This window comes from Paenibacillus sp. J22P59 (assembly GCF_059383895.1).
Genome location: NZ_JBXENX010000004.1, coordinates 134,878 through 155,414, shown reverse-complemented (window position 1 = coordinate 155,414; position 20,537 = coordinate 134,878). Strand labels below are relative to the sequence as shown.

At 46.7% G+C, this 20,537-nt stretch carries 23 protein-coding genes; 15 read left to right on the top strand and 8 right to left on the bottom strand.

All coding sequences use genetic code 11. The features are described 5' to 3' along the window. Window positions 1-80 precede the first annotated feature (80 nt). Entirely contained in the window at window positions 81-1,790 is a 1,710-nt protein-coding gene (locus AC50YO_RS08160) for a methyl-accepting chemotaxis protein (protein ID WP_494845745.1), read from the bottom strand. 216 nt (window positions 1,791-2,006) lie between these two features. On the opposite strand from AC50YO_RS08160, the gene AC50YO_RS08155 reads away from it, so the two are divergent. Continuing rightward, entirely contained in the window at window positions 2,007-2,870 is an 864-nt protein-coding gene (locus AC50YO_RS08155; protein WP_494845743.1) for a YitT family protein, read from the top strand. 97 nt (window positions 2,871-2,967) lie between these two features. Here the strand turns inward: AC50YO_RS08155 and AC50YO_RS08150 are convergent, their stop codons facing one another. Continuing rightward, on the bottom strand, window positions 2,968-4,167 hold the full coding sequence (locus AC50YO_RS08150; protein WP_494845741.1) for an SLC45 family MFS transporter: 1,200 nt from the start codon (window positions 4,165-4,167) through the stop codon (window positions 2,968-2,970). A 27-nt stretch (window positions 4,168-4,194) separates the two neighbouring features. Continuing rightward, on the bottom strand, window positions 4,195-4,917 hold the full coding sequence (locus AC50YO_RS08145; protein WP_494846420.1) for a glycerophosphodiester phosphodiesterase: 723 nt from the start codon (window positions 4,915-4,917) through the stop codon (window positions 4,195-4,197). Between the two features lie 207 nt (window positions 4,918-5,124). Here AC50YO_RS08145 and AC50YO_RS08140 point away from each other — a divergent pair, with 207 nt between their 5' ends. Further along, window positions 5,125-5,472 (top strand): metal-sensitive transcriptional regulator, encoded by a 348-nt coding sequence (locus tag AC50YO_RS08140; protein WP_494845739.1) that lies wholly within the window; start codon window positions 5,125-5,127, stop codon window positions 5,470-5,472. Between the two features lie 27 nt (window positions 5,473-5,499). After that, entirely contained in the window at window positions 5,500-5,700 is a 201-nt protein-coding gene (locus AC50YO_RS08135) for a copper ion binding protein (RefSeq protein WP_494845737.1), read from the top strand. A gap of 161 nt (window positions 5,701-5,861) precedes the next feature. Here AC50YO_RS08135 and AC50YO_RS08130 read toward each other — a convergent pair whose 3' ends face one another. The 4 genes from AC50YO_RS08130 to AC50YO_RS08115 form a co-directional block, all read right to left on the bottom strand. Then, window positions 5,862-6,746 carry a HAMP domain-containing sensor histidine kinase gene (locus AC50YO_RS08130; protein WP_494845735.1) on the bottom strand — a complete coding sequence of 295 codons (885 nt, stop codon included), beginning with the start codon at window positions 6,744-6,746 and terminating at the stop codon, window positions 5,862-5,864. A gap of 211 nt (window positions 6,747-6,957) precedes the next feature. Then, window positions 6,958-7,644 carry a response regulator gene (locus tag AC50YO_RS08125; protein WP_494845732.1) on the bottom strand — a complete coding sequence of 229 codons (687 nt, stop codon included), beginning with the start codon at window positions 7,642-7,644 and terminating at the stop codon, window positions 6,958-6,960. 21 nt (window positions 7,645-7,665) lie between these two features. Then, complete coding sequence (locus AC50YO_RS08120; protein WP_494845728.1) at window positions 7,666-8,229, bottom strand: class I SAM-dependent methyltransferase; 564 nt, start codon at window positions 8,227-8,229, stop codon at window positions 7,666-7,668. An 11-nt stretch (window positions 8,230-8,240) separates the two neighbouring features. Continuing rightward, the gene (locus tag AC50YO_RS08115; protein ID WP_494845724.1) at window positions 8,241-8,723 is read right to left on the bottom strand and encodes a DedA family protein; all 483 of its coding nucleotides are present in this window, start codon (window positions 8,721-8,723) and stop codon (window positions 8,241-8,243) included. Between the two features lie 245 nt (window positions 8,724-8,968). On the opposite strand from AC50YO_RS08115, the gene AC50YO_RS08110 reads away from it, so the two are divergent. Beyond that, entirely contained in the window at window positions 8,969-9,823 is an 855-nt protein-coding gene (locus AC50YO_RS08110) for a DUF8832 domain-containing protein (RefSeq protein ID WP_494845719.1), read from the top strand. 138 nt (window positions 9,824-9,961) lie between these two features. Here AC50YO_RS08110 and AC50YO_RS08105 read toward each other — a convergent pair whose 3' ends face one another. Further along, window positions 9,962-11,290 (bottom strand): FAD-dependent oxidoreductase, encoded by a 1,329-nt coding sequence (locus AC50YO_RS08105; protein WP_494845714.1) that lies wholly within the window; start codon window positions 11,288-11,290, stop codon window positions 9,962-9,964. Between the two features lie 481 nt (window positions 11,291-11,771). Between AC50YO_RS08105 and AC50YO_RS08100 the strand changes: the two genes are divergently transcribed. The 11 genes from AC50YO_RS08100 to AC50YO_RS08050 all read left to right on the top strand — a co-directional run bounded on the left by AC50YO_RS08100 (window position 11,772) and on the right by AC50YO_RS08050 (window position 20,530). Further along, window positions 11,772-12,113, top strand: a complete 342-nt coding sequence (locus tag AC50YO_RS08100) for a hypothetical protein (RefSeq protein ID WP_494845708.1) — start codon at window positions 11,772-11,774, stop codon at window positions 12,111-12,113. Between the two features lie 435 nt (window positions 12,114-12,548). Further along, window positions 12,549-12,950: a hypothetical protein gene (locus tag AC50YO_RS08095; protein ID WP_494845705.1), complete on the top strand. Its 402-nt coding sequence runs from the start codon at window positions 12,549-12,551 to the stop codon at window positions 12,948-12,950. Beyond that, entirely contained in the window at window positions 12,928-13,170 is a 243-nt protein-coding gene (locus AC50YO_RS08090) for a YqzN/YkzM domain-containing protein (RefSeq protein ID WP_494845701.1), read from the top strand. Before AC50YO_RS08095 ends, AC50YO_RS08090 begins: the two co-directional genes overlap by 23 nt. Window positions 13,171-13,172: 2 nt before the next feature. Further along, window positions 13,173-14,528 (top strand): phage tail sheath family protein, encoded by a 1,356-nt coding sequence (locus AC50YO_RS08085; protein WP_494845699.1) that lies wholly within the window; start codon window positions 13,173-13,175, stop codon window positions 14,526-14,528. Between the two features lie 3 nt (window positions 14,529-14,531). Further along, complete coding sequence (locus AC50YO_RS08080) at window positions 14,532-14,981, top strand: phage tail tube protein (RefSeq protein ID WP_494845696.1); 450 nt, start codon at window positions 14,532-14,534, stop codon at window positions 14,979-14,981. Between the two features lie 65 nt (window positions 14,982-15,046). After that, window positions 15,047-15,484 carry a phage tail assembly chaperone gene (locus AC50YO_RS08075; RefSeq protein WP_494845694.1) on the top strand — a complete coding sequence of 146 codons (438 nt, stop codon included), beginning with the start codon at window positions 15,047-15,049 and terminating at the stop codon, window positions 15,482-15,484. Window positions 15,485-15,510: 26 nt separating this feature from the next. After that, window positions 15,511-15,657, top strand: a complete 147-nt coding sequence (locus tag AC50YO_RS08070) for a hypothetical protein (protein ID WP_494845690.1) — start codon at window positions 15,511-15,513, stop codon at window positions 15,655-15,657. Between the two features lie 40 nt (window positions 15,658-15,697). Beyond that, window positions 15,698-18,436: a phage tail protein gene (locus tag AC50YO_RS08065; protein WP_494845686.1), complete on the top strand. Its 2,739-nt coding sequence runs from the start codon at window positions 15,698-15,700 to the stop codon at window positions 18,434-18,436. After that, complete coding sequence (locus AC50YO_RS08060) at window positions 18,426-19,076, top strand: LysM peptidoglycan-binding domain-containing protein (protein ID WP_494845681.1); 651 nt, start codon at window positions 18,426-18,428, stop codon at window positions 19,074-19,076. The genes AC50YO_RS08065 and AC50YO_RS08060 overlap by 11 nt, the downstream gene beginning before the upstream one ends. Continuing rightward, window positions 19,073-20,047, top strand: a complete 975-nt coding sequence (locus AC50YO_RS08055) for an XkdQ/YqbQ family protein (RefSeq protein ID WP_494845678.1) — start codon at window positions 19,073-19,075, stop codon at window positions 20,045-20,047. Before AC50YO_RS08060 ends, AC50YO_RS08055 begins: the two co-directional genes overlap by 4 nt. Before the next feature lie 21 nt (window positions 20,048-20,068). Further along, window positions 20,069-20,530 (top strand): DUF2577 family protein, encoded by a 462-nt coding sequence (locus AC50YO_RS08050; protein ID WP_494845675.1) that lies wholly within the window; start codon window positions 20,069-20,071, stop codon window positions 20,528-20,530. Window positions 20,531-20,537 lie beyond the last annotated feature (7 nt).

Here is a 20,537-nt window from a genome sequence, read left to right as displayed (position 1 = left end):
AGAAGAGCGAGCAAGCCATGACAGCATGGCTTGCTCGCTCTTCTTTATTAGTAGACAAGGGAAGCTCGTTCGTCGCAATTCTAGACAGTGAATCGTTCAGTAAGCTTCTTCAAATGGCTCGAGAGGACACGCATGGACTCGGATGAGGCGCTAACTTCATCCATGGATACAAGCTGCTCTTTGGAAGCGTGAGCGACCTCTTCAAAGCGCTTAGCGAATTGCCTTGAGATATGCTCCATATCCTCAACGGAGGCAGCTACCTGCTCGGAGCCGGCTGAGAGCTGCTCGGAAGCGGCAGATACCTCATGAAGCTTGTCATTAACGGTCTCAAGTCCAGAACGAATGGCCGAGAAGGACTCACCTGCGGTATATACGGTGTCCATGCCTGCCTGAACCTCCAGCGAGCTCGCCGCCATACTCTCCGAGAGCTCAGAGGATTGGTGAATAATGGCCTGAATCAGCTCTGCTACACGCTGAGAGGAGAGCTGGGACTGGTTAGCCAGCTTCCTTACTTCGGCTGCGACAACCGCAAAGCCGCGGCCATTATCGCCAGCACGAGCGGCCTCGATGCTTGCATTCAAAGCAAGCAGATTCGTTTGGGCTGCAATATCGGCCATCATAGCGATAATCTCCACGATTTGGCCGGAATGGGTCTCCAGCGCTTGGGTGGCTGAGGACATCTTGGTCGATGAGGCATGAATCGCCTGCATGGATTGGATAACTGCATCAATGGAGGCATGGCCTTGCTTGGCATTATCTGTTGTCTCTTGGGACACCTCAGCTACGATGGAGGAGGAATGGGCGATATGCTGCATGCTCTTGGTTACATCCTCCATTGCTGCTGTGATCTCCGCGGACCGTTGAACTTGATTTTGCGTACCTTCACTAGCTTCACGAATATTAGTTGAGATAGAGGAGCTTGCTGTTGCTGTCATTCTCGCATGCTCAGATACGTCCTCCGATGCCGCAAGCAGCTTGGCAGAGCTGTCTTGAATGCCGTGAATAACGCTTCTCGTATCAGCTACGAGCCGATTGAAGGCATCAGCAAGCTGTCCAATCTCATCCTTGCGGTTGAGCAGCACCGTTACGGTCATGTCTCCTTCTCCTACTTTGGCTACTTGTGCAGTAAGCTTCTTGAGCGGGGAGGTCAAATAACGGGCGAGCGTATAAATAAGCACCATGCTGATTAATAAAATAAGGGCGCCTGTCCCAAGCATTGTGCGTTGGTTAGACTTCATTAATGCATAGACATCCGAAGCGTCAAGATCAGCACCGATCACACCGAGCTGGGCACCGTCCTTGCCGAGAATAGGCACATAGGCGGTAAGCGTAGCTCCATAGCTGTCATTGGATAATTCACCACTCTGAGCCGTTCCTTCCTCGAAGGCCCGAATCATATCAGGGTAGGCATTCTCTTCTTCTGTTCCAAAAGGAGAGAAGTCTTCCTCAGAGACATCCTCGGGGGCACCGTCCACGACAAAGAAGTACTTATACACCCCGTCTTGCTCTTTTCTCTCTAACGTATACAAATATTTTAATCCATTAGCAGCGCGAAGCTCATTCAGCTCTTGGCGCAAAGCTTGATAGTAGTCTGATTCCTCTGTTATTTTTCCATAGTCTTCAATATTAATGAGGCGGGCAGCTTGTTCAGCAATAGCCTTCGCCTGCATGCCCAACGATTCCTCTACAAGGTGGGTGGAGGAACGGTACAAAGTCAGGCCCAGCACGATGCCCCCAACCAGCAGGATTCCTGAAAAAAAGACAAACATTCGAGTTAATAGGTTATTCATGAAGCAATGCTTCCCCCTCACGGACTAATTCCATATTCTTCTATTAGGCAGTTGGAACTATTATACCATTATTCCCGTAAACTAGAACTAGTTTTAGAATCAACATGATGAGAGCAATGGTGACATTCTAAATTTTAATTGTATACAAATTTTGAAAAACGACATATTGTGTGATAACCTTATAAGTAATAAAAAAGGCGGGGGTTAGAGGTAGGGATGGCAAAAGTACATAAGAAGTTATCATTGCTAGAAATCGTTAAAAGGATTTTCTTCATTACAGCAGGCGCCATATTAATGGGTGTCGCACTGGAATTATTCCTCGTTCCAAATCAGATTATTGATGGAGGAATAACCGGTATATCCATTATGGTCTCCCAGATCGGACTGCCGCTAGGTATTATCATCTTCATCCTTAACTTACCCTTCTTGTTTCTAGGCTTCAAGCAGATCGGCAAGACGTTCGCTATTTCTACGCTGTATGGCATCATCGTTATGTCTCTTACTACGCAGTTTCTTCATCATGTTGAGGCGTTCACGGATGAAAAATTGCTTGCCGTATTGTTCGGCGGGATTATTCTCGGCGGAGGTGTCGGTCTAGCTATTCGTTTCGGGGGATCACTTGACGGGACAGAGATTGTCGCTATATTGGCTTCCAAGAAGTTCAATATGCCAGTCGGTCAAATTATCATGATCTTTAACGTATTTATTTTTATCGTGGCCGGCTTCGTATTCGAATGGGATTCAGCGATGTATTCCATGGTTACGTACTACATAGCAACGAAAGTAATGGATATCGTAGTCGAAGGTATCGAGGAATCGAAATCGGTAACGATTATCTCCAGTGCCTACGAAGAAATATCCGAGACTATTATGACACGCCTAGGTCGGAGCACGACTTATATCGCAGCAAGAGGCGGCTATTCACGTGAAGAGACCCAAATGGTCTATTGTGTTGTCAGCCGTCTTGAGGTAGCTAAGCTCAAATCCATAGTACAAGAAATTGATCCGCGTGCCTTCATTGCTATTGAGCATGTATCTGATGTGCAGGGCGGGAATTTCGCAAAGAAGCAGATTCATTGATTCCATTCATGTAAGGATGTCTTTACACAAGCAAAGAAGCCTCCAGAACCACTGCAGCAGTGGTCTGGAGGCTTTTTCGCTTATGCTTGATCAAATTCTAGGAGGAATGAGTATGCTGCTTATCGCTGAGTGGCTGCGCCATTCCATGTCGCTTGACTCCCGCAAGCAGCAGCCAAGCAATAGCCATACTGGCAGAAGCGCTGTAGAACAGGATGGAGTAATCGAACAGGTCGATTAGATAGCCCATCAATGGTGGAGAAGCGATAGCTGCAAGAGAAGAGACCAGATAGTACATGCCGGTGCGAGTCCCGATGCTAGTTGGGCTGCCTAGTCCAATGACATAGGGATAGGAGTTGATATTAATGAGAGCCCAGCAGATGCCGCCGGCGAGCAGCAAAGCCCTTACCAATAGCAAGGAGTCTGCAAAGGTCATTGCGATAAAGACGAGAGCAAGGCCGATGATACCGCTGGCGATGACTCTTTTTTGACCGAATCGGTTGCCGAGGAAGCCTGCTGGTATAGCCGCTAATACAAACATAAGCGAGAAAAAGGCGAGGGAGAAGGAAGCATCGCTCTCCGAGAGCCCGAGGTGGTGCTTGCCATAGAGGGTAAAGAAGGTTTCTACGCCTTGATAGGCTACGAACCAGAAGAAAATGGCGGCTAACAGGAAGATGGTGGGGCGATTCCATTCTTCTTTGAATGAAGTCTTTTTTGTTGTCAGAGTATCTATCGGCAAGCTGTCCCGCTTTTCTCGAATGGCAGCCATCACGATAATTAGGCAAATTACGGTGAGAATAGAGGCCGACAGAAAAGGCAGGGAGGGGCTTGCTTTGTATAAATAGGAGCCCACCAAGAAGGCCAGCACTGAGCCGATGCCGCCTAAGAAATTAATAATGCCATTGGCTTTCGTTCGCTGCGGCTCGGGCGTTATGTCCGGCATGAGTGCGACGGTGGGTGAACGGTAAAGGCTCATGGACAGGTTCATAAGCACCATGAATAGGACAAGGGTGAGCAGAGAAGTATGCAAGGGAATCAGGGCACTGAATATAGCGGCAAGCGGCATTCCTATCAATAGGAAGGGGATGCGCTTGCCGAAGCGAGTAGTGGTAGAGTCGCTTTTTCTGCCTATCCAGGGCTGAAGGAACAGGGCAAAGTAGTTGTCTATCGTCATCATGAAGCCGATAAGCATCGTGCTCGTAATAAATTTATCAAGAAAGAACGGCACGAAGGCGTTGTACAGTGCCCAGGTAATGCTGATACTGAAAAATCCGAAGCCAAGCAGCCACGTTTTTTTCATCGCATACAAGCTCCTCTCGTAATCGGATTATAGCAAGGCAGCTAGGCGGTCAGGGAAATCGGTAATAATGCCTGCTACACCAGCATCTATTAAACGACTCATATCGGCGGGTTCATTAACGGTGAATGGATTATAAATCACACCATGCTCCTTAGCCTCGGTTACCCATTCAGGGAGAACAGCATAATGGGCAGCATGGAGAGCCGTTGCACCTAATGATTTGGCGTAGTCCCAAGGACGATAGATTCCTTCCATATAAAGGATGCCAGTCGTAATCTCCGGGGCCAATTGGTGGCAAGCGGCTAGAGAATAATGATTGAAGCTTGAGAGGATGACACGTTCCGTCATACCCGCTGAGCGTACTGCTTCAATGACTTTTTGCTCAATATCCGGATAAAGCACAATGCCATTCTTCAATTCCAGATTGAGAATAGTGTCGGTCTGTCTAACAAGAGCAAGCAGTGCGCTCAGAGTAGGTATGCGTTCTTCATGAAATTCAGGGGCGTACCAGCTTCCTGCATCCAATTGCGTAAGCTCACTGTAGGTGACGTTGGCGACTAACTCATTCCTTCCGGTTGTGCGGGTTAGCTTCTCATCATGAATGAGTACAAGCTCACCGTCCTTGGTCATTTGTACATCCGTTTCTATACCGGTCGCTCCAAGCGCAAGACTTTTTGTGAAGGCGGCCATGGTATTCTCGGGACAGTAGCCGGAAGCTCCTCTGTGTGCGTAATTAATTAGCTGTGTCATCGTTATTCTCGTCCTCTCCATGTTCGTCATTTGTCCTAATTGAGCGCAAAGGTTAATGCTAATCTTTGGAATTGGCGATATCGCTATTATCTTACATGAATGTTAGGCGAACGGTCAAAATATAGTGGTATAAATATCACTTTACATACCCTATGGGGGTATGTTAGGATAGAGTTGTAGCAAGCATACCCCCGGGAGGTATTTAGTATGGAGGAACAAGGACAGCAGCATTGTCATTCCGCATCTGGCGATACAGAGACGGGAGAGAATTCGGGCATAAGGAAAAGCCATCATTCAGACAAAATGAAGTCGAATCTCGTCTCGCGCTTGAACCGTATTGAGGGCCAGATTCGCGGAGTGAAGGCAATGATTGAGAAGGACACCTATTGTGATGATGTGCTGAATCAAATAGCAGCTGTTCAATCGGCGCTCAATGGCGTCGGGAAGCTGCTGCTTGAAGGTCATTTGAAGAGCTGTGTCATTGATCGTATACAGGCTGGAGAGAGCGAAGTTATCGACGAGCTGCTTGTTACAGTCAATAAATTAATGAAATAACTCATAACTAATTAGGAGGCGTTACAAATGGCGAACGTAACATTGAAGGTTCAAGGAATGAGCTGTGGTCACTGCGTTAATTCAATAGAGAAGGCTTTAAGCACAGCAGGTGCTAGCGGTAAGGTTGATTTGGCTGGCGGCACAGTGGCCGTCCAATTCGATGAGGCGAAGCTATCTCTGGATGCCATTAAAGAGGCTATTGAAGAGCAGGGCTACGACATCGTTTAAGTATAAATAATGATAAGCAATCAATATTAGACATTATATTGGCGAAATAAGAATGGATAGAGATTTCAGAATGCATCTGAATCTCTATCCATCTTTTCGTCTATTTACAATTATATTACGGTTCGGGGCTATCTGTTGAGCTTCATGTTGTGCTGAATAATTCAATTTTTTCTTATAGTAAGCAGGGGAAGTTCTAACGTGAATGCATAATGACCATTATCATATGCAAGTGTAAGGCGACCGTCTTGGTGTTCTGCAAGTTGTCTTGCAATCGCAAGGCCTAAGCCAGCACCTAATTGAAGATGTGTGTTATGCTCCATATTTTCCGCCTTATAAAAGCGCTCGAAGAGTTTGGCCTCCTGTTCTTTCGTAATATGTTCTCCCTCATTTGCTACGGTTAAGTAAACGGATGCCTCATCTGAGGTTAAGCGGATATCAATGACTTTAGGAGTCGTTGAATATTTAAGAGCGTTCATCAGGAGATTGTCTAAGATCCTAGCGACTTGTTCAGGGTCAATATTGACGGCTGCCTTTTGAATAATTATCTGTGGCCTAACCACTACATGCTGCTCTTCGGCAATTGGCACAAACTCAAATAGCACTTGCTCCAAAAGCTCGTGCATATCCGCATGTTGCTTCGTCAAAATCATCTCCCCAGAAGACAATCGGGTATAAATGAATAGATCATCAATAAGCTTTTTCAATTGCTGGGCTTTGCTATAAGCATTGTTTACGAACCGATCATATTCGTTCTCGTCTAAGAAGGATCTATTACGAAGTAAATCCAAATAGCCAATCATACTCGTTAGCGGAGTTCGAAGATCATGAGAAACGCCTGTAATGAGATTCATTTTAGAATCTTCAGCCTCCTTTTCTTTCATTTTTTGGGATGCGAGCTGTTCAGCCATTCTGTTCATGTTTTTGGCTAGTATGCCCAATTCGTCCTCGCGGCGAACGGGAACCCTATACTCAAAATTACCATGTGATATAAACCCTAACCCTTCCGAAAGAACCGAAAAGTATTTAATAATTCGCTTAGTTAGCATGTAGAATGAAAGGAGGAAGATCACTATGAAAATAGCGAGCGATACAACGATCAGAATCACAATATTCGCTGGCTTTCCCTTTGATGAGATCGGATCGACCAACTGCGCAACGAACCCGACAATATACAAGCTAAGACAGTAGGAGATCACTATGGTCAGGAGCGTAGCACATAGAAAGGAATATCTTACGCTATGTCTAATTTTGAGACGTTTATTTATCCAATTTATAACCAACACCCCATACCGTCTTGATGTACTCTGGCTTTCTGGGATTGAGTTCAAGTTTCTCCCTCAGATTTCGTATATGAACCATGACCGTATTATCTGAATAGCCGATACGCTCTTTCCATACGGATTCATAGATAGTCTCAGCACTAAATACTTGTCCTGCATTAGCCGCAAGCAGATTTAGAATTGAAAACTCAAGCGGTGTCAGCATAACCTCGTGTTCTCGGATCGATACAAAGTGCTTTGCAATATCAATGACGAGCTCTCCAATGGTTATTTGATGGTTTAGAACATCCTTCTTTTCGAACATTTTTTGTCGTCTTAGCTGCGCCTTCACTCGGGCAATTAGTTCGATGGGGTTAAATGGCTTCGTAACATAATCGTCCGCACCTGTCGATAACCCCATGATCTTATCGATATCTCCTTCCTTCGCAGAGAGCATAATGATTGGGACAGCATATCGTTCTCGAATGTGCATGCATGCTTTAATACCGTCCATTCGTGGCATCATTACATCCAAAATGACTAAATCCAATTCCCGTTGCGAAAGCACATCGAGTGCTTCCGCTCCATCCTTAGCTTCAAGGACCGAGTATCCTTCATTGCGCAAATAAACATGAATAACGTCTCTGATTTCCGGATCATCATCTACGACTAAAATTAAACTCATTTGAATCTCTCCCTAAATGTACTATTTTTCGATTTTCCTACAAACATAAACAAACGCGGGAGGGATGTTCAAGGGGACCAAAGAGATACTTTCAATCTCAAAATGCTCCGAAAGCAATTTTTTCATCTGCAATGAATACTGAAAAGCAATAAATTTACCGCCTGGTCTCAGCGCTTCTTTGCACTGCTGAACCAGTTGGTTACGCATCACTGGGGAAAAGTTGTAAAACGGCAATCCGCTAAAGATATAATCGACTTCTTGGATATTGTGCTTCTTAAGTTGGGAAACTAAATGTAATGCATTACTTTCTCTAATGAACTGGGGAAAATCCCGTTGAAGCCTTTGTCCCATGTCCTCATCTTTTTCAAATAAGATAACCTTGCTTTCAGACGTTACCCGATGTGCAATTACTTGTGTAATTGCACCAGTACCTGAACCGATTTCGACGATGTTTTTAGCTTGCTTCCACCTTGCCGCTGCAACCATACGTTTCGCCAAAAAACGTGAGCTGGGAATGACACTTCCAACCCTTTTTGGATTAAGAATGAATTTTTTTAAAAAAAGCAGTGAATGATTATTTATCATTGTTCACCTCATTAAAATATTTGGATTAATTGATTGCCACAAATGAAGCCAATACCGTATAATGTGCCGATCCAAACAATAGCACTGGGATAGGAGACGAAGATTATTCGTTTAAAAGAAACTTTGTTTACTCCGGCTAAGATACTTACAAAGTATCGAACTAGCGGAATTAAATAGCCTAAAGACAAAGCTGTTCCACTATGCCTTATATAAAATTGTTCAGCTTTCTTATATCCTGCGAAATGGCTCAATCGAAGGAAATCGTAGTTTCTTGCTAGCCTGCCGATCCAATACCCCAACGTCACGGCGGATGTCATTCCAAATAGAATGGATGCAAAGGTGTAAAAGGGGTGCAACAATCCATGAGACGTCATAATTCCAGCGGCGATAATCGTCACCTCATTTGGAACTGGAATCCCAAAAGGCCCTAAACAGAAGGCTAAGAAAAGTACAATGTAGCCATAATGGCTTATCATTGTCATAATTTGATCCACGTATGCTCCCCATTTCGTGAAAATGACTGGTGTTCGTCCCGCTAAGGACAACATCATTTTAGAAAAAAATACTTAGTTCCTGCCTAGGAACTTTCTGAAGAAATTCTGAAGATTAATCTTTTACAGCAATAAAAACAAGAAGAGCTCGCCTCTCTCAAAGGTAAGCATGCTCTTTTTTTTTGCGTATAAATATACCCAAGTGGGGTATATTATCAGATAATAGAGACAGATGAAGGAAGATGCATATGCGGAAAAGAACAATAAAGATGATAGCAGCAGTTACAGCTCTGGCAATGGTAATGATTCTCTCTGGATGGAGTCATTCTCAGTCACCGGTTCATGAGCAACATGCTGAGCATGGAAGTGCGGAGTCAGATCCAACTGTTGGAAATTTGCATGAGGGACATACTGCCGAGAACGCCAAGGCCAAATGGAGCTTTGCGAACGGGGAGCCAATTGCAGGTAAGGAATCTCTTCTTGAATTAACGGTGACTACAGCGACGGGAGAGCGGTTGGGAAGCTTTGCGACAAATCATGAGAAGAAGCTGCATCTAATCATTGTCAGCGAGGATCTAAGCTATTTCAGCCATGTCCACCCTATAGATCAGGGATCAGGAAGATTCACAGCAGATTTGAAGTTTCCAGCCGGAGGGGCGTATAAGCTGATTGCTGATTTCATACCGATAGGTTGGGGGCAGCAGATGGTGAGCACAACTGTTCAAGTACATGGACAACGCTCCAAAGAGTCGCCCTTGAAGGCAGACAGCAAGCTCATCCAGAAAGTGGAGGACAATGCCGTAGCTTTGTCGCTGTCTTCCACTAAGGCGCGAGATGAGACGGAGCTGACCTTCTCATTCACGAATGGCTCCACGGGCAAGCCAATAACTGATCTTGAGACTTACCTAGGCGCTGTCGGGCATGTCGTTATTATAAGTGAGGATTTGGAGGAGTACCTGCATGTGCATCCTCTGGACGAGCGATCGACTGGCCCGAAGTTCGCAACGATGTTTCCGAAGGCAGGGATCTACAAAATATGGGGACAATTCAAGAGAAATGGCGATGTGCTGACGATACCTTTTGTAGTACGAATAAGTGAGTAGCATAGCACATAACATCAGAAGCACCTGCAATACCGCTGAAATAGTTAGAACACCTGCAACACCGAAGAAGCACCTGTCATACCGCTGAATGAGCGGTATGACAGGTGCTTCTGCTTTTTGGGATTACAGGTTGACGGGTTAAATAGCTTGCAAGCCAGCTTGATTAAGCAAATTCCAAGGCTTGTTATAATGAGGCTGGAAGAAGAAATCGACGAAGCTTAGTTCATCCATCGTCATGCGGTTCTGAATGCAGACCGACAGTGTATTAATCGATTGTGTAAGATCCGCTTTCGATAATACCTGTGCACCAACGATTCTGCCCCCTATATCCTCATAGACTACTTTTAAAAGCGCCTTATCATAGGTAGGCATAAACTCAGGACGATCATTTTCCTCTATTGTGACAGTTTTCACATGTAATCCCGCAGCAATGGCTGCTGTTTCGGTCATGCCGGTCGAAGCGATGTTTAAGTCATGAATTTTGATCGCCGATGTCCCTTGAGTCCCTAAATATTTCACAGTAGGCTGAAGCAAATTTCTGGCTGCCAGCGTTCCCATTCGTACGGCATTGGTTGCGAGAGGAATATAGGCATGCTCTCCGGTTGGATTGTACATAACCGCACAGCTGTCGCCTGCGGCGAATACATCTGCTTTGCTAGTGCGCATGTATTCATCGACAAGGATGGCGCCATTAGGCAGCATGTCAACCTGTCCTTTGAGCAGTTCAGTATTCGGCCGGAAGCCGATGCAGAGAACGACCAGATCGGTCATATAATCGCCTCGGTTAGTGACAACGCGGTTAACAGCGCCGTTCTCTCCTCTAAATGCTTGTACAGTTTGCCGAAGGGCTAGCTTTACCCCGTGGCCTGCAAGCTCCGATTCGATTGGATTCGTGAATTCGCGATCCAGATACTTGAACAAAATGCGGTCCATATTATCAATTAGCGTGACGTTTTTGCCAAGCTGCTCGAAGGCTTCGACCAGTTCGATTCCGATATAGCCTGCTCCGATCACTGTGATGTTGGTAGCGTGCTTGGCTTTTTCGATAATAGTCTGTGCGTGGCTATAGTTTTTGCATAGAAGAATATTATCAAGCTCCATGCCTTCCATCTTCGGAATAATCGGCCACGATCCTGTAGTGACAATGAGCTTATCATAAGTATCTATGAGTTCTTCATTTGTTAGTAAGTTTTTCACCTTTATTGTTTTGTTATCTGTATCAACGGCGAGCACGTCATGGCGCATATACGTATGGACGCCGACTGCGGCCAGTTGCTCTGGCGACGAGTAGAATAAATCCTCGGCATGCTTAACGACACCCCCTACATGCAGTGCAATTCCGCACGAGAGGAAGGAGATATTATCGTTTCTTTCATAAACGTTAATCTGAGCTTCTGGGTAAAGCTTGGCCATTTGCGTAATAGCTGCTGTTCCTGCATGTGTACATCCGATGACTGCAATTTTCATAGGGGGAACCTCCTTCAAATTTTGCGAAGCTTAAATTTTGCGAAGCAAAATTACTTCGAAAGCATAGGCTTAAATTTTGCGAAGCAAAATTACTTCGAAAGCATAGGTTTAAATTTTGTGAAACAAAATCGCTTCAAAAGGAATGGGTGGAGCTGTGCTTTAAAAAGGAAACGTGATTTATTTCACAATGTTCGTTAAAAAGTGTGAAAAATATCACAATGTGTAATTGCTCTTATCATAAGCTACATTGGATAAAATAACAATGTCGAAATTGTGAATTAGTGATTTATTTCACAAACATTAAAAGGCAATAAATAAAATAGTAACGATAAAATCGTCCAAACTTCCTCTTCACAAAAAAGGTTTTTTTGATAAAATTAGGCATACCTCAAAAAAGGCGGTGGTGAGCCTGGGTTGGAATAAATAATCCAATGAAGAAAGAAGCGTGATTTAGTAAAGCTGCCGGTGGAGGAATGATGTGATGGAACTGTTGCAAGCGGTCGTTTCTGAAGAGGAACGGATGAGGGTTAAGCAACTGCTGAAGATGTACCCGGCGATGAAAGCCACAGTAGACATATCGGTATGGGATGGCAGCACCGCTCATCTATCTGAATATGCTTGGAAATGCAAGGCGATCGAACGGGCTCTGGAAGCCTTGCCGTATGAAGGGAAGGAAATATTAACGAAATGCTTTTTTGAACAGAAAAAAGACAAGTACCTCTATGAGTTTGTTCTAAAAATACCGAAAAGCACATATGACCTTTACAAATCACGCGCCATTCATACCTTGACCACGATCTTGAAGGCTGCTAATATGCTGTAACCTCAAATGAATGAATACGAGCTTCCGCCGAGGAAGCTTTTCCTATAGAGAAAACGCTATACGTAGTAAGGGTTAAATAAGAACCTTCGTTTCCACTTTGATAGTGGATAGGAAGGTTCTTTCTGTATCTATGGTTAATTCCCTCACTCCATATTCCCTATGCGGTGGGGTAAAGCAAGCAGTGATCTTTCTTTAAACTTTTATTGGGCGATTGTCGTGCTGAATCTGAATGAAACCTATACCGATAATGAGCGGCAAACGGATTACACTTAAACAGAACATTTATAGAGCCATCCGGCAAGGGTGGCTCTTTCAGGTGGAGGTGAGAGTGGAATCCGCCACAAAGGGCGCAAACGGTAAGGAGATGATGGATTGTTTGCCGACATGGATGCTATCGCGGTTTATTGCACAAAATTTTTTAGTGCGCAGATCTATATGGGAGACGTTCCACCTGAGAAGGCTATTCCTGCGCTCTGTTTTCCGCCTCCGCGCATTGTAGACAGTCCCGGTACGCTAGGCTCGTTTCGCAAAAGGTATACGCTCGTTATAAAAGTATGCCATGAAACAGACCGCGAAGCGTTTGTGGCAGCAGAAGCCATAGCGGATGGAATCCGCTATTCCAAGTATCGGATTCCACTAGTGGATGAGGAGGAGAATGTGACAGATATCCTCCTGCGAATCGAACAATTAGAGCTGCAGATGGCAGGTCCCGGTGAAGCAGAGCTGACGCTAACATGGACAAGACAGGTTAGCTATGACAGAGAAAGCAATGAACGAATAAATAAATTAATACTCGTGGAGAGGGTGAAGACCAATGGGGAGACCGCGGAAGGCTGATGCTTCACAGCAAGAGCAGCCCATACAGAAGACCGTTGTAGAAGCACCAGCAGTTGAGACGCGCTACTCAGCAGCTAGCTTAAGACGCAATGCTTTGCAATTATTTCAAGTGAATCCCGAGATTGTGGATGGTGCCTTATACGGTTCCAATCATTCGGAATATACGATTGTGGAAGCTCAAGAAAAGATTACGGCTTATTTGCATAGGGAGGTTAAATAACGATGGCTGGAGGCACATGGATTCAAGGTGTTGAGAAGGTAAGACCTGGATTATATATGAATTTCAAGATTGCTGCGCTTGAGCGGATCAAATCAGGAGACAGAGGCACGGTAACCATGCCGCTTGCTCTAAGCTGGGGAGAATCTCATAAGTTTCTGCGAATCGAGAAGGATGGCGATGTGCTGGAGCTGCTTGGTTACGACATTAATGATCCGCAAGTGAGAAAAGTACGTGAGGCCAAGAAGCGGGCGAAGACCCTTCTTATCTATAGGCTGAATGTCGGATTGCAAGCGAAGGCTTCTTTTGGAGCTGAGCCTAATACAACGACAGCGACAGCTCTTCATACAGGTACGCGCGGCAATGATCTTGCAGTTACAGCGGAAGATGATCCTTCAGGGGATGCGAAGAAGCTGGTTAAGACACTGCTTAATGGACGAGTGGTTGATCAGCAGGTTGTCAGTACTAGCTCGGAGCTTCGAGCAAATGCATGGGTAGCTTTTTCTGGAACTGGAGCAGTAGAGAAAACCGCAGGAACACCGCTGCTCGGGGGAACGGATGGCACGGTTACGGGGGCTGAGCATACAGCCTACTTGGAGGCGACGGAAACCCAGCATTTTGAGGTGATCGCTTATCCCTTCGAGGATGCCAACCTGAAGATTTCCTTTATTTCGTTCATCAAGAGGATGCGTGAAGAGGAAGGAAAGAAAATTCAGGGCGTAATTGCCGGAACCTTGAAGGATGGTGCCTTCCTGAACATAGCGGATTACGAAGGCGTTGTCAGTGTTGGCAACGGTGTAGTGCTGCTTGATGGCACGGAGCTTACAGCGACCGATGCTGTCGCATGGGTTGCCGGGGCAACGGCTGGCGCTTCGATTATCCAATCGAATACTTATAGCCCATACGAAGGGGCAGTGGATGCGAATCCGAGACTGAAGAACAGTCAGGTGATCAATGCGCTCAAGCGAGGTCAATTCGTATTCGTGCATGATGGTGTGAAGGTGAAGGTCGAGCAGGATATTAACTCGCTCGTTACCTATTCCCAGACGCGTAACGGAAGGTTCTCCAAGAACCGGGTCGTACGTGTTCTAGACGCTATTGCGAATGATTTTGCAAAGGTGGCAAACGACAGCTACATCGGCAAAATGGATAACAATGCGGATGGCCAGGCCTTGCTCAAAGCGGCTGCCAATCAATATTTGCGTGACCTGCAGGACGCCGGGGCGATTCAGAATGTGGATTTTATTAAGGATTTTGAGATTGATCCGGTAAGATCGGTTGGCGATGAGGTTCATGTTAATTTGGGGATTCAGCCAGTCGACAGTATGGAGAAATTTTTCTTTACCGTGGAGGTTCGATAAACGATGGCCAAATTTCGTGCGGATAATACGATCAACGGGCGGGAGGCGAGACTATTTCTCGATAGTGAGGAGATTGGCTACGCCAAATCCTTCGAGGCAACGATTGAGAAGAATAAAATCGATATCGCTATTCTTGGAAATCGCTGGATGGGCAAGAAAACGACTAGCCTAAGCGGCACCGGGACGTTGACCTTATATAAGGTTACGACGAAATTCTCGAATATGCTGCTTGAATATGCGACTACAGGCAAAGATGTTTATTTCACGCTGCAAGGAGTACTTGATGACCCTGGCTCGGGACGAGGGAAGGAAAGAGTAACGCTGCTGAATTGCAATATTGACTCAGTGAAGATAGGACAGTTCAATGTCGAGGCGGAGGCGCTAGAGGAGGAAATTCCGTTCACCTTCGAGGGTGCGGAAATACCGGAGTCGCTGAACGAATCGTTTGAATAATCGCAGCAGCCGACGAAGGCTATCAGGAACGGATATTTCGATAGGACACTAGAAGGAGGATGTATATGACAACGACAACGAAGACGATGGATGTGTTCATGAAAGGAAAGGCCAAGCAGGCTGTTCTTGAAGAGGTGATTGTGTCCAAACGCTATACGGCGGAAGACGGAAGCCCCATCCCCTTCACGCTCAAAGCGGTGGATACGAAACGAATTGAAGATTTGCAGGATGAATGTACAGTGCCGCAGTTCAAGAAGGGAAAGAAGATTGGCGAAGAGGTCGACTGGAAACGATTTGCTTGCCGGCTTGCTGTGGAAACAACGGTCTATCCAAACTTCCGCGATCCTGAGCTGCTAAGCAGCTATGGTCTCGTAGATCCCAGCGATCTTGTGAAGGAGATACTAAATGTAGGCGGCGAGTATGCCGAATTGATTCAAGCAGTACAGCGAGTGAATGGCTTCGATACGGACTTCGAAGATCTGGTGGATGACGCAAAAAACTAATTCGCAGTGGTGATTATCATGCGCTCATGTCTCATCGGGTGTGGCAAAAGCATCATATTGCTCCCCAGGACCTGTGGGGAATGGATGATTACCACCGCGCGTTTATTTATGCCTCGGAGTTTGTAGAAATGGATGCCGAGCGCAAATCAGAGCGGGCAGCTAAACGAAGATAAGAAACCTTGTTAGCTGCAGGGAAGGAGGTGACAGGCTAGGATGGCTGCCGTAAAGTTCCTGGTCGATTTCGGGACCAAGCTGAATGCGCGTCTGGGCTCCACCAAGCAAGGCTTCTCCAAGCTTAGTACAGGCTTGAAGGGATTCAAGAGCAAGCTCAGCGCAGGAGCCAAAAGCTTCAATGAGAAGCTGGGAGAGAATATGAAGTCTATGAATGAAGCGGTAGGCTCTCTTGGCATTTCGGGTGCGCTCACCAGCTTTGCGAATGCGACATTAGTGTCAGCGGCAGATATGGAGTCGAGCAAGATCGGCTTTGATTTTCTGACGAGCAGGCTAAAGCCTCCGGGCAGTGGAGCCAAGGGGAAAGGTCCCGCAAGCGCTAAGGCTTTGGAACAATCATTCGCGGATTATTGGACCGCTTTGCGTGAGAATGCGCAGATGACCGCCTTCTCTGCTGATCAGGTGCTAGCAGGCGGGATGAAAGCAATCAAGCTGACGAAGGGTGACACGGGTAAAGCGATGCAGCTCGTCAAGCTGGCGGAGGATATGGCTGCCTTTAACCCCGGCAAGTCGATTGAAGAAGCGATGGAGGCAATCGGCGATGCGAAGAAGGGTGATTACTCCAAGATGAAGGGGTTCGGTCTGGAGTTTAAGAAACAGGGCTGGAATACCTTTCTGAAGGAGGCGGACAAGTGGTTCCAAGGCGGCGGGGATAAGCTGAATGCGTCAGCCAACGGGATGTGGGAAATTATCACGGAAGGTGTCAAAGGCTCTCTGCAGAATGCAGGTGTAGCTGCACTGGATAAAGTTAAGCCAGTGATGCAGCGGCTTGTAGATTGGCTCAAGAACGGCGGCTTCAAGAAGCTGGAGGATATCGCTGCCAAGACGGTCGATGTACTCGTTAAATGCTTCTTATGGATGGTCGATGTGGTGCAGCCTGTGTTCGGCTGGCTGGAGAAGGCGCTCGATTGGGTGGGTGCCAACTTCGAGACACTAAAGCCTATACTGAATGGGCTAATCGCTGCTTTTGCCGCTTTTACGGTCATTACGACGGTCATTTCTATTATTTCAGGAATCGGTGTTGCTGTCGCCCTGCTATCCAATCCGATCTTCTGGATTGTCGCAGCAATTGGCCTCTTAACTGCCGCATGGACGGGCAATTGGCTTGGCATTCGAGATATTACGGCTGATGCAATCGCCTGGATCATATCCTCCTATCAGGCAGCGAAGCAGGCAATCACACAGTTTATAACGGACGCGAAGCAATTATATGCGGATTTGAGTGCATGGACGAAACAGACCTGGAGCAATATCGTTGCTGATACAACGGCGTTGGCAGCTAAGATAGGAGCAGCAGTCAGCAATGTCTTCCAGCAGATCTGGACGATTGTCTCCAGTACTATGGCGACTGTGCTTCAGCTCTACTCGCTTATATGGACTGGAATGGCGAGTATTGCAGGCTCAATCGGTTTGTTTATTGGGAATACCGTGAAGGCAGCTTTTCAATCGGTGAGCGGTATCGTGTCAGCAACATTCGATACCATTATCGGAATCGGAGCGGCGGGCATGGAGATGCTCCGGGGTATATTCGCAGGGGTCTGGCAAGGAGCGGCGGGTGATCACCTTGGGGCGATAGAGACGATAAGGAAAGCGATTGCAGGCGCACTAGGCAAAGTCGGCAGTCTGCTGCAAGGCTTCGCTTCGACGGCTGCAGGCCATGCCATTAATTTCGTGATGGGCTATGTGTCAGGCATCTCCCAGCTCGGACAAACAATTGAGGCGGCTATCGTGCCGATTTGGAATATCGTATATGCGGCCTTGAATCAAGGTGCTGCTATCGCTATAGCTGCTGGCCAGCGAATAGGGGAGGCGATTACTTCTACGTTGCAATCCTTGTCGGCATTCGCAGGCTATCTTCAGCAATTAGGCTCGGCAATGCTCTCTTTTTTTGATAAGACTGCGTTTGCTATAAAAATGGCTGCCCTGCAGGCTCTCATTTCTGTAGTTATTAGCATTCAGAATAAAATAACCGAGATTGAGACCTATCTATCAAATGCAATTACGGTAATGGAGAATTTGTTCGATATAGGCTGGAAAGCAGCCGCAGCAGCCGTGACTGATGCGCTAGATTCTATGTACCTGTCGGTTGTAGGCAAGATGGCTGCTGTAGGAGGGGCTATTTCGTCCGCTCTCTCTTCTATTTCGGAGTTTACAACTTTGATGCTGGGAATTATTATCGGGTCTTTTGCTTGGGGAGCTCGCATCGTGTACGACGTTCTGAATGGGCTTGTTCAATCGGCGATGTCCTACGGGCAACAATTCATGGATGGTCTTATACTTGGCTTTGAGCAGATGGCGGGCCCGCTCATGCAGAAGGTATCGCAAATAATGGACGCTGTGAGGAGCATATTTACGGGCAACCAAGCCGCGGTCAGCTTTTCCGTGCAGAAGGTAGATGGAAGCCATAAGCTCGGATTGAACCATGTGCCTTTCAATGGTTATATGGCGGAGCTGCATCAGGGCGAGATGGTGCTTACTGCGAGACAAGCGAATGATTATCGCGGCGGACAGCTCTCTACAGAGCAGCAAGCTTCAATGCTGCACGCATACAGCGGGGGCGGAGCTGGCACTGTTAATCAGAATAAATCAGTGAAGATTGCGAATATGGTCGGGGAGATGCATGTCCATGATGAGGCGGATGAGAATCGGTTCATTGAGAAATTGAAGCGGCTGCTGGAGGAGGATCTGTTGACAGAAGGGGAGGGCGTCTATGTCGGTTGAGATTTGGCTCACTTATAACAACGCGGAAGAGGGCATCTGCCTCCCCGTCAATCCTCCGGAATTAAAGGTATCGATTGGCTCAGCCAATGAGACCGTATCTGTGCAGAAGCTCGGACAGGTGACGGTTATTCAAGATCCCGTTCTGAAAACCTATGAGCTGTCTTCCCAATTTCCGAAGCATTATGGGCCTTATTGTATCTATAAGAATATTCCGGAGCCCTGGCAGGCCATTGATCTAATCGAACGATGGAAAAATAGCGGATTTCCGATTCAATTCATTGTCATTAATCCGGAAGGCCTCGATATTACCGTACCTGCGACAATTGAATCACTTTCTTACCAAGAGAAGGCAGGAGATATCGGAACGATTTATTATGAGCTCACGCTCCAGGAATATAAGTACAGAAAATCGCGAAGTGTGAAGACGAGGCAAGAGAAGGGCCAGACTACGGCTGAGATCAGCAGCAAAGGACAGCGTCCGGATCAGACGGTAAAGCCGAGGTCTTACACGGTAAAAGCGGGCGATACATTATGGACGATAGACCGCCGTGTTGGGGTCTCCTATGAGAAAATTGCCGCGGCGAATGGCATTAAGCCGCCCTACCAGATTCGATCAAATCAGGTGCTGGTCATTCCATGATTGAACTTCCAATTCAAGTGTTGATCATTGAGGGCGGCAGCATCAAGGATATGACACCGCTTGTTGAAAGCGTGGAGTGGTCAGGAACCTCCCAGAAGGCAGTTCGCAAGCTGGCCGTCAGTCTTGTCCATGCCGCTGAGGGTGGTGAAACGCTGGAGCCTATTGTTAATGGCAGCGGCATCCTGCTGCTTCATGGTGAAGAAGAGCTGTTCCGCGGCATTGTATTCCATGCCGAGTACAAGCCTGGCAAGCTTAGTCTTACTGCCTATGATCAGCTCATCTATTTGACGAACAACAAGGATTCTTACGTGTTCACCAGCATGAAGGCTTCTACCATCTTAAGCAGGCTATGCTCGGATTTCTCCATTGAGGCAGGCATGATTAAGGATACCGGTCATGTTATTTCTTATTTGGTCTGCGACGAGGAAACTTTGTTCGATATGGTGAAGAAGGCGCTTGAGATCACCTTTAAGCATAAGGGAATCAGGTATTCTCTGTATTCGAGGGCTGGTAAGGTAGAGTTGGTGCCTTATAAGGAGAACAGCAGGCAATGGGTCATCGAGTCCGGCATGAATCTGATTGATTATTCTTATGATGAGTCGATTGAGAACACTATTACTAAGGTGAAGCTGGTGGGCGGGGAAGAGAAGCAGACGATTATCGCTACCGCAGAGAACAAGTCGCTGCAGAAGGAATTTGGCGTGCTGCAGCATTATGAGAAGGTGAAGACGAAGGTCAATCGCGCTCAGCTGCAGGAATCTGCTGATCGGATGCTGCAGACAAAGGGCAAGGTGAAGAAGGCGCTGCGGCTGGATGAAGTATTGGGTCTTCCCGATGTCGTATCGGGAACGGTCATTATCGTGAAGATAGCGGAGCTTGGCCTTGAGCAGGCTTATGCGGTCGAGGAAGATAGCCACCAATTCAAAGGCAGGCATCATACGATGTCGCTAGCATTAACAGAAATGACATGATGGCAAAGAAGGTGAAGCGCGATGTCGCTGGGGCAGATCATTAAGCAGCATAGCTTAAAAAGCATACAATCGTTGAAGCTTCCGGAGCTGATGGAAGCCGAGGTTGTCTCAGATGCCCCTGACTTGAAGATTAAGCTCAAGGGCAGCGATAAGCTGATCATACCGAAGGAGCTGATCGTTGTAGCAGAGCATCTATGCCGGGTGAAGCGTATGGTTAACATTACGAATAAGGGAAAAACAGAAATCCAGACGCAAAAATTCCCGGTGGCGAATATGACCCCGTCACCAGTGGACGGCCATGTTCATACGGCTGATGTTTCCGTTGCCTTGGCGAGCCGTAACTTCGAGATGAAGGAGGGTGAGCTTCATTACCTGAACGAGGAGAAGAAGGATGACTTGCTGAAAAAGGGCGACAAAGTGATGGTAATCTCCTTCGAGGGCGGACAGAAGTTTTTTATTATCGATCGGATCGTTCAATATTAACCGTCGA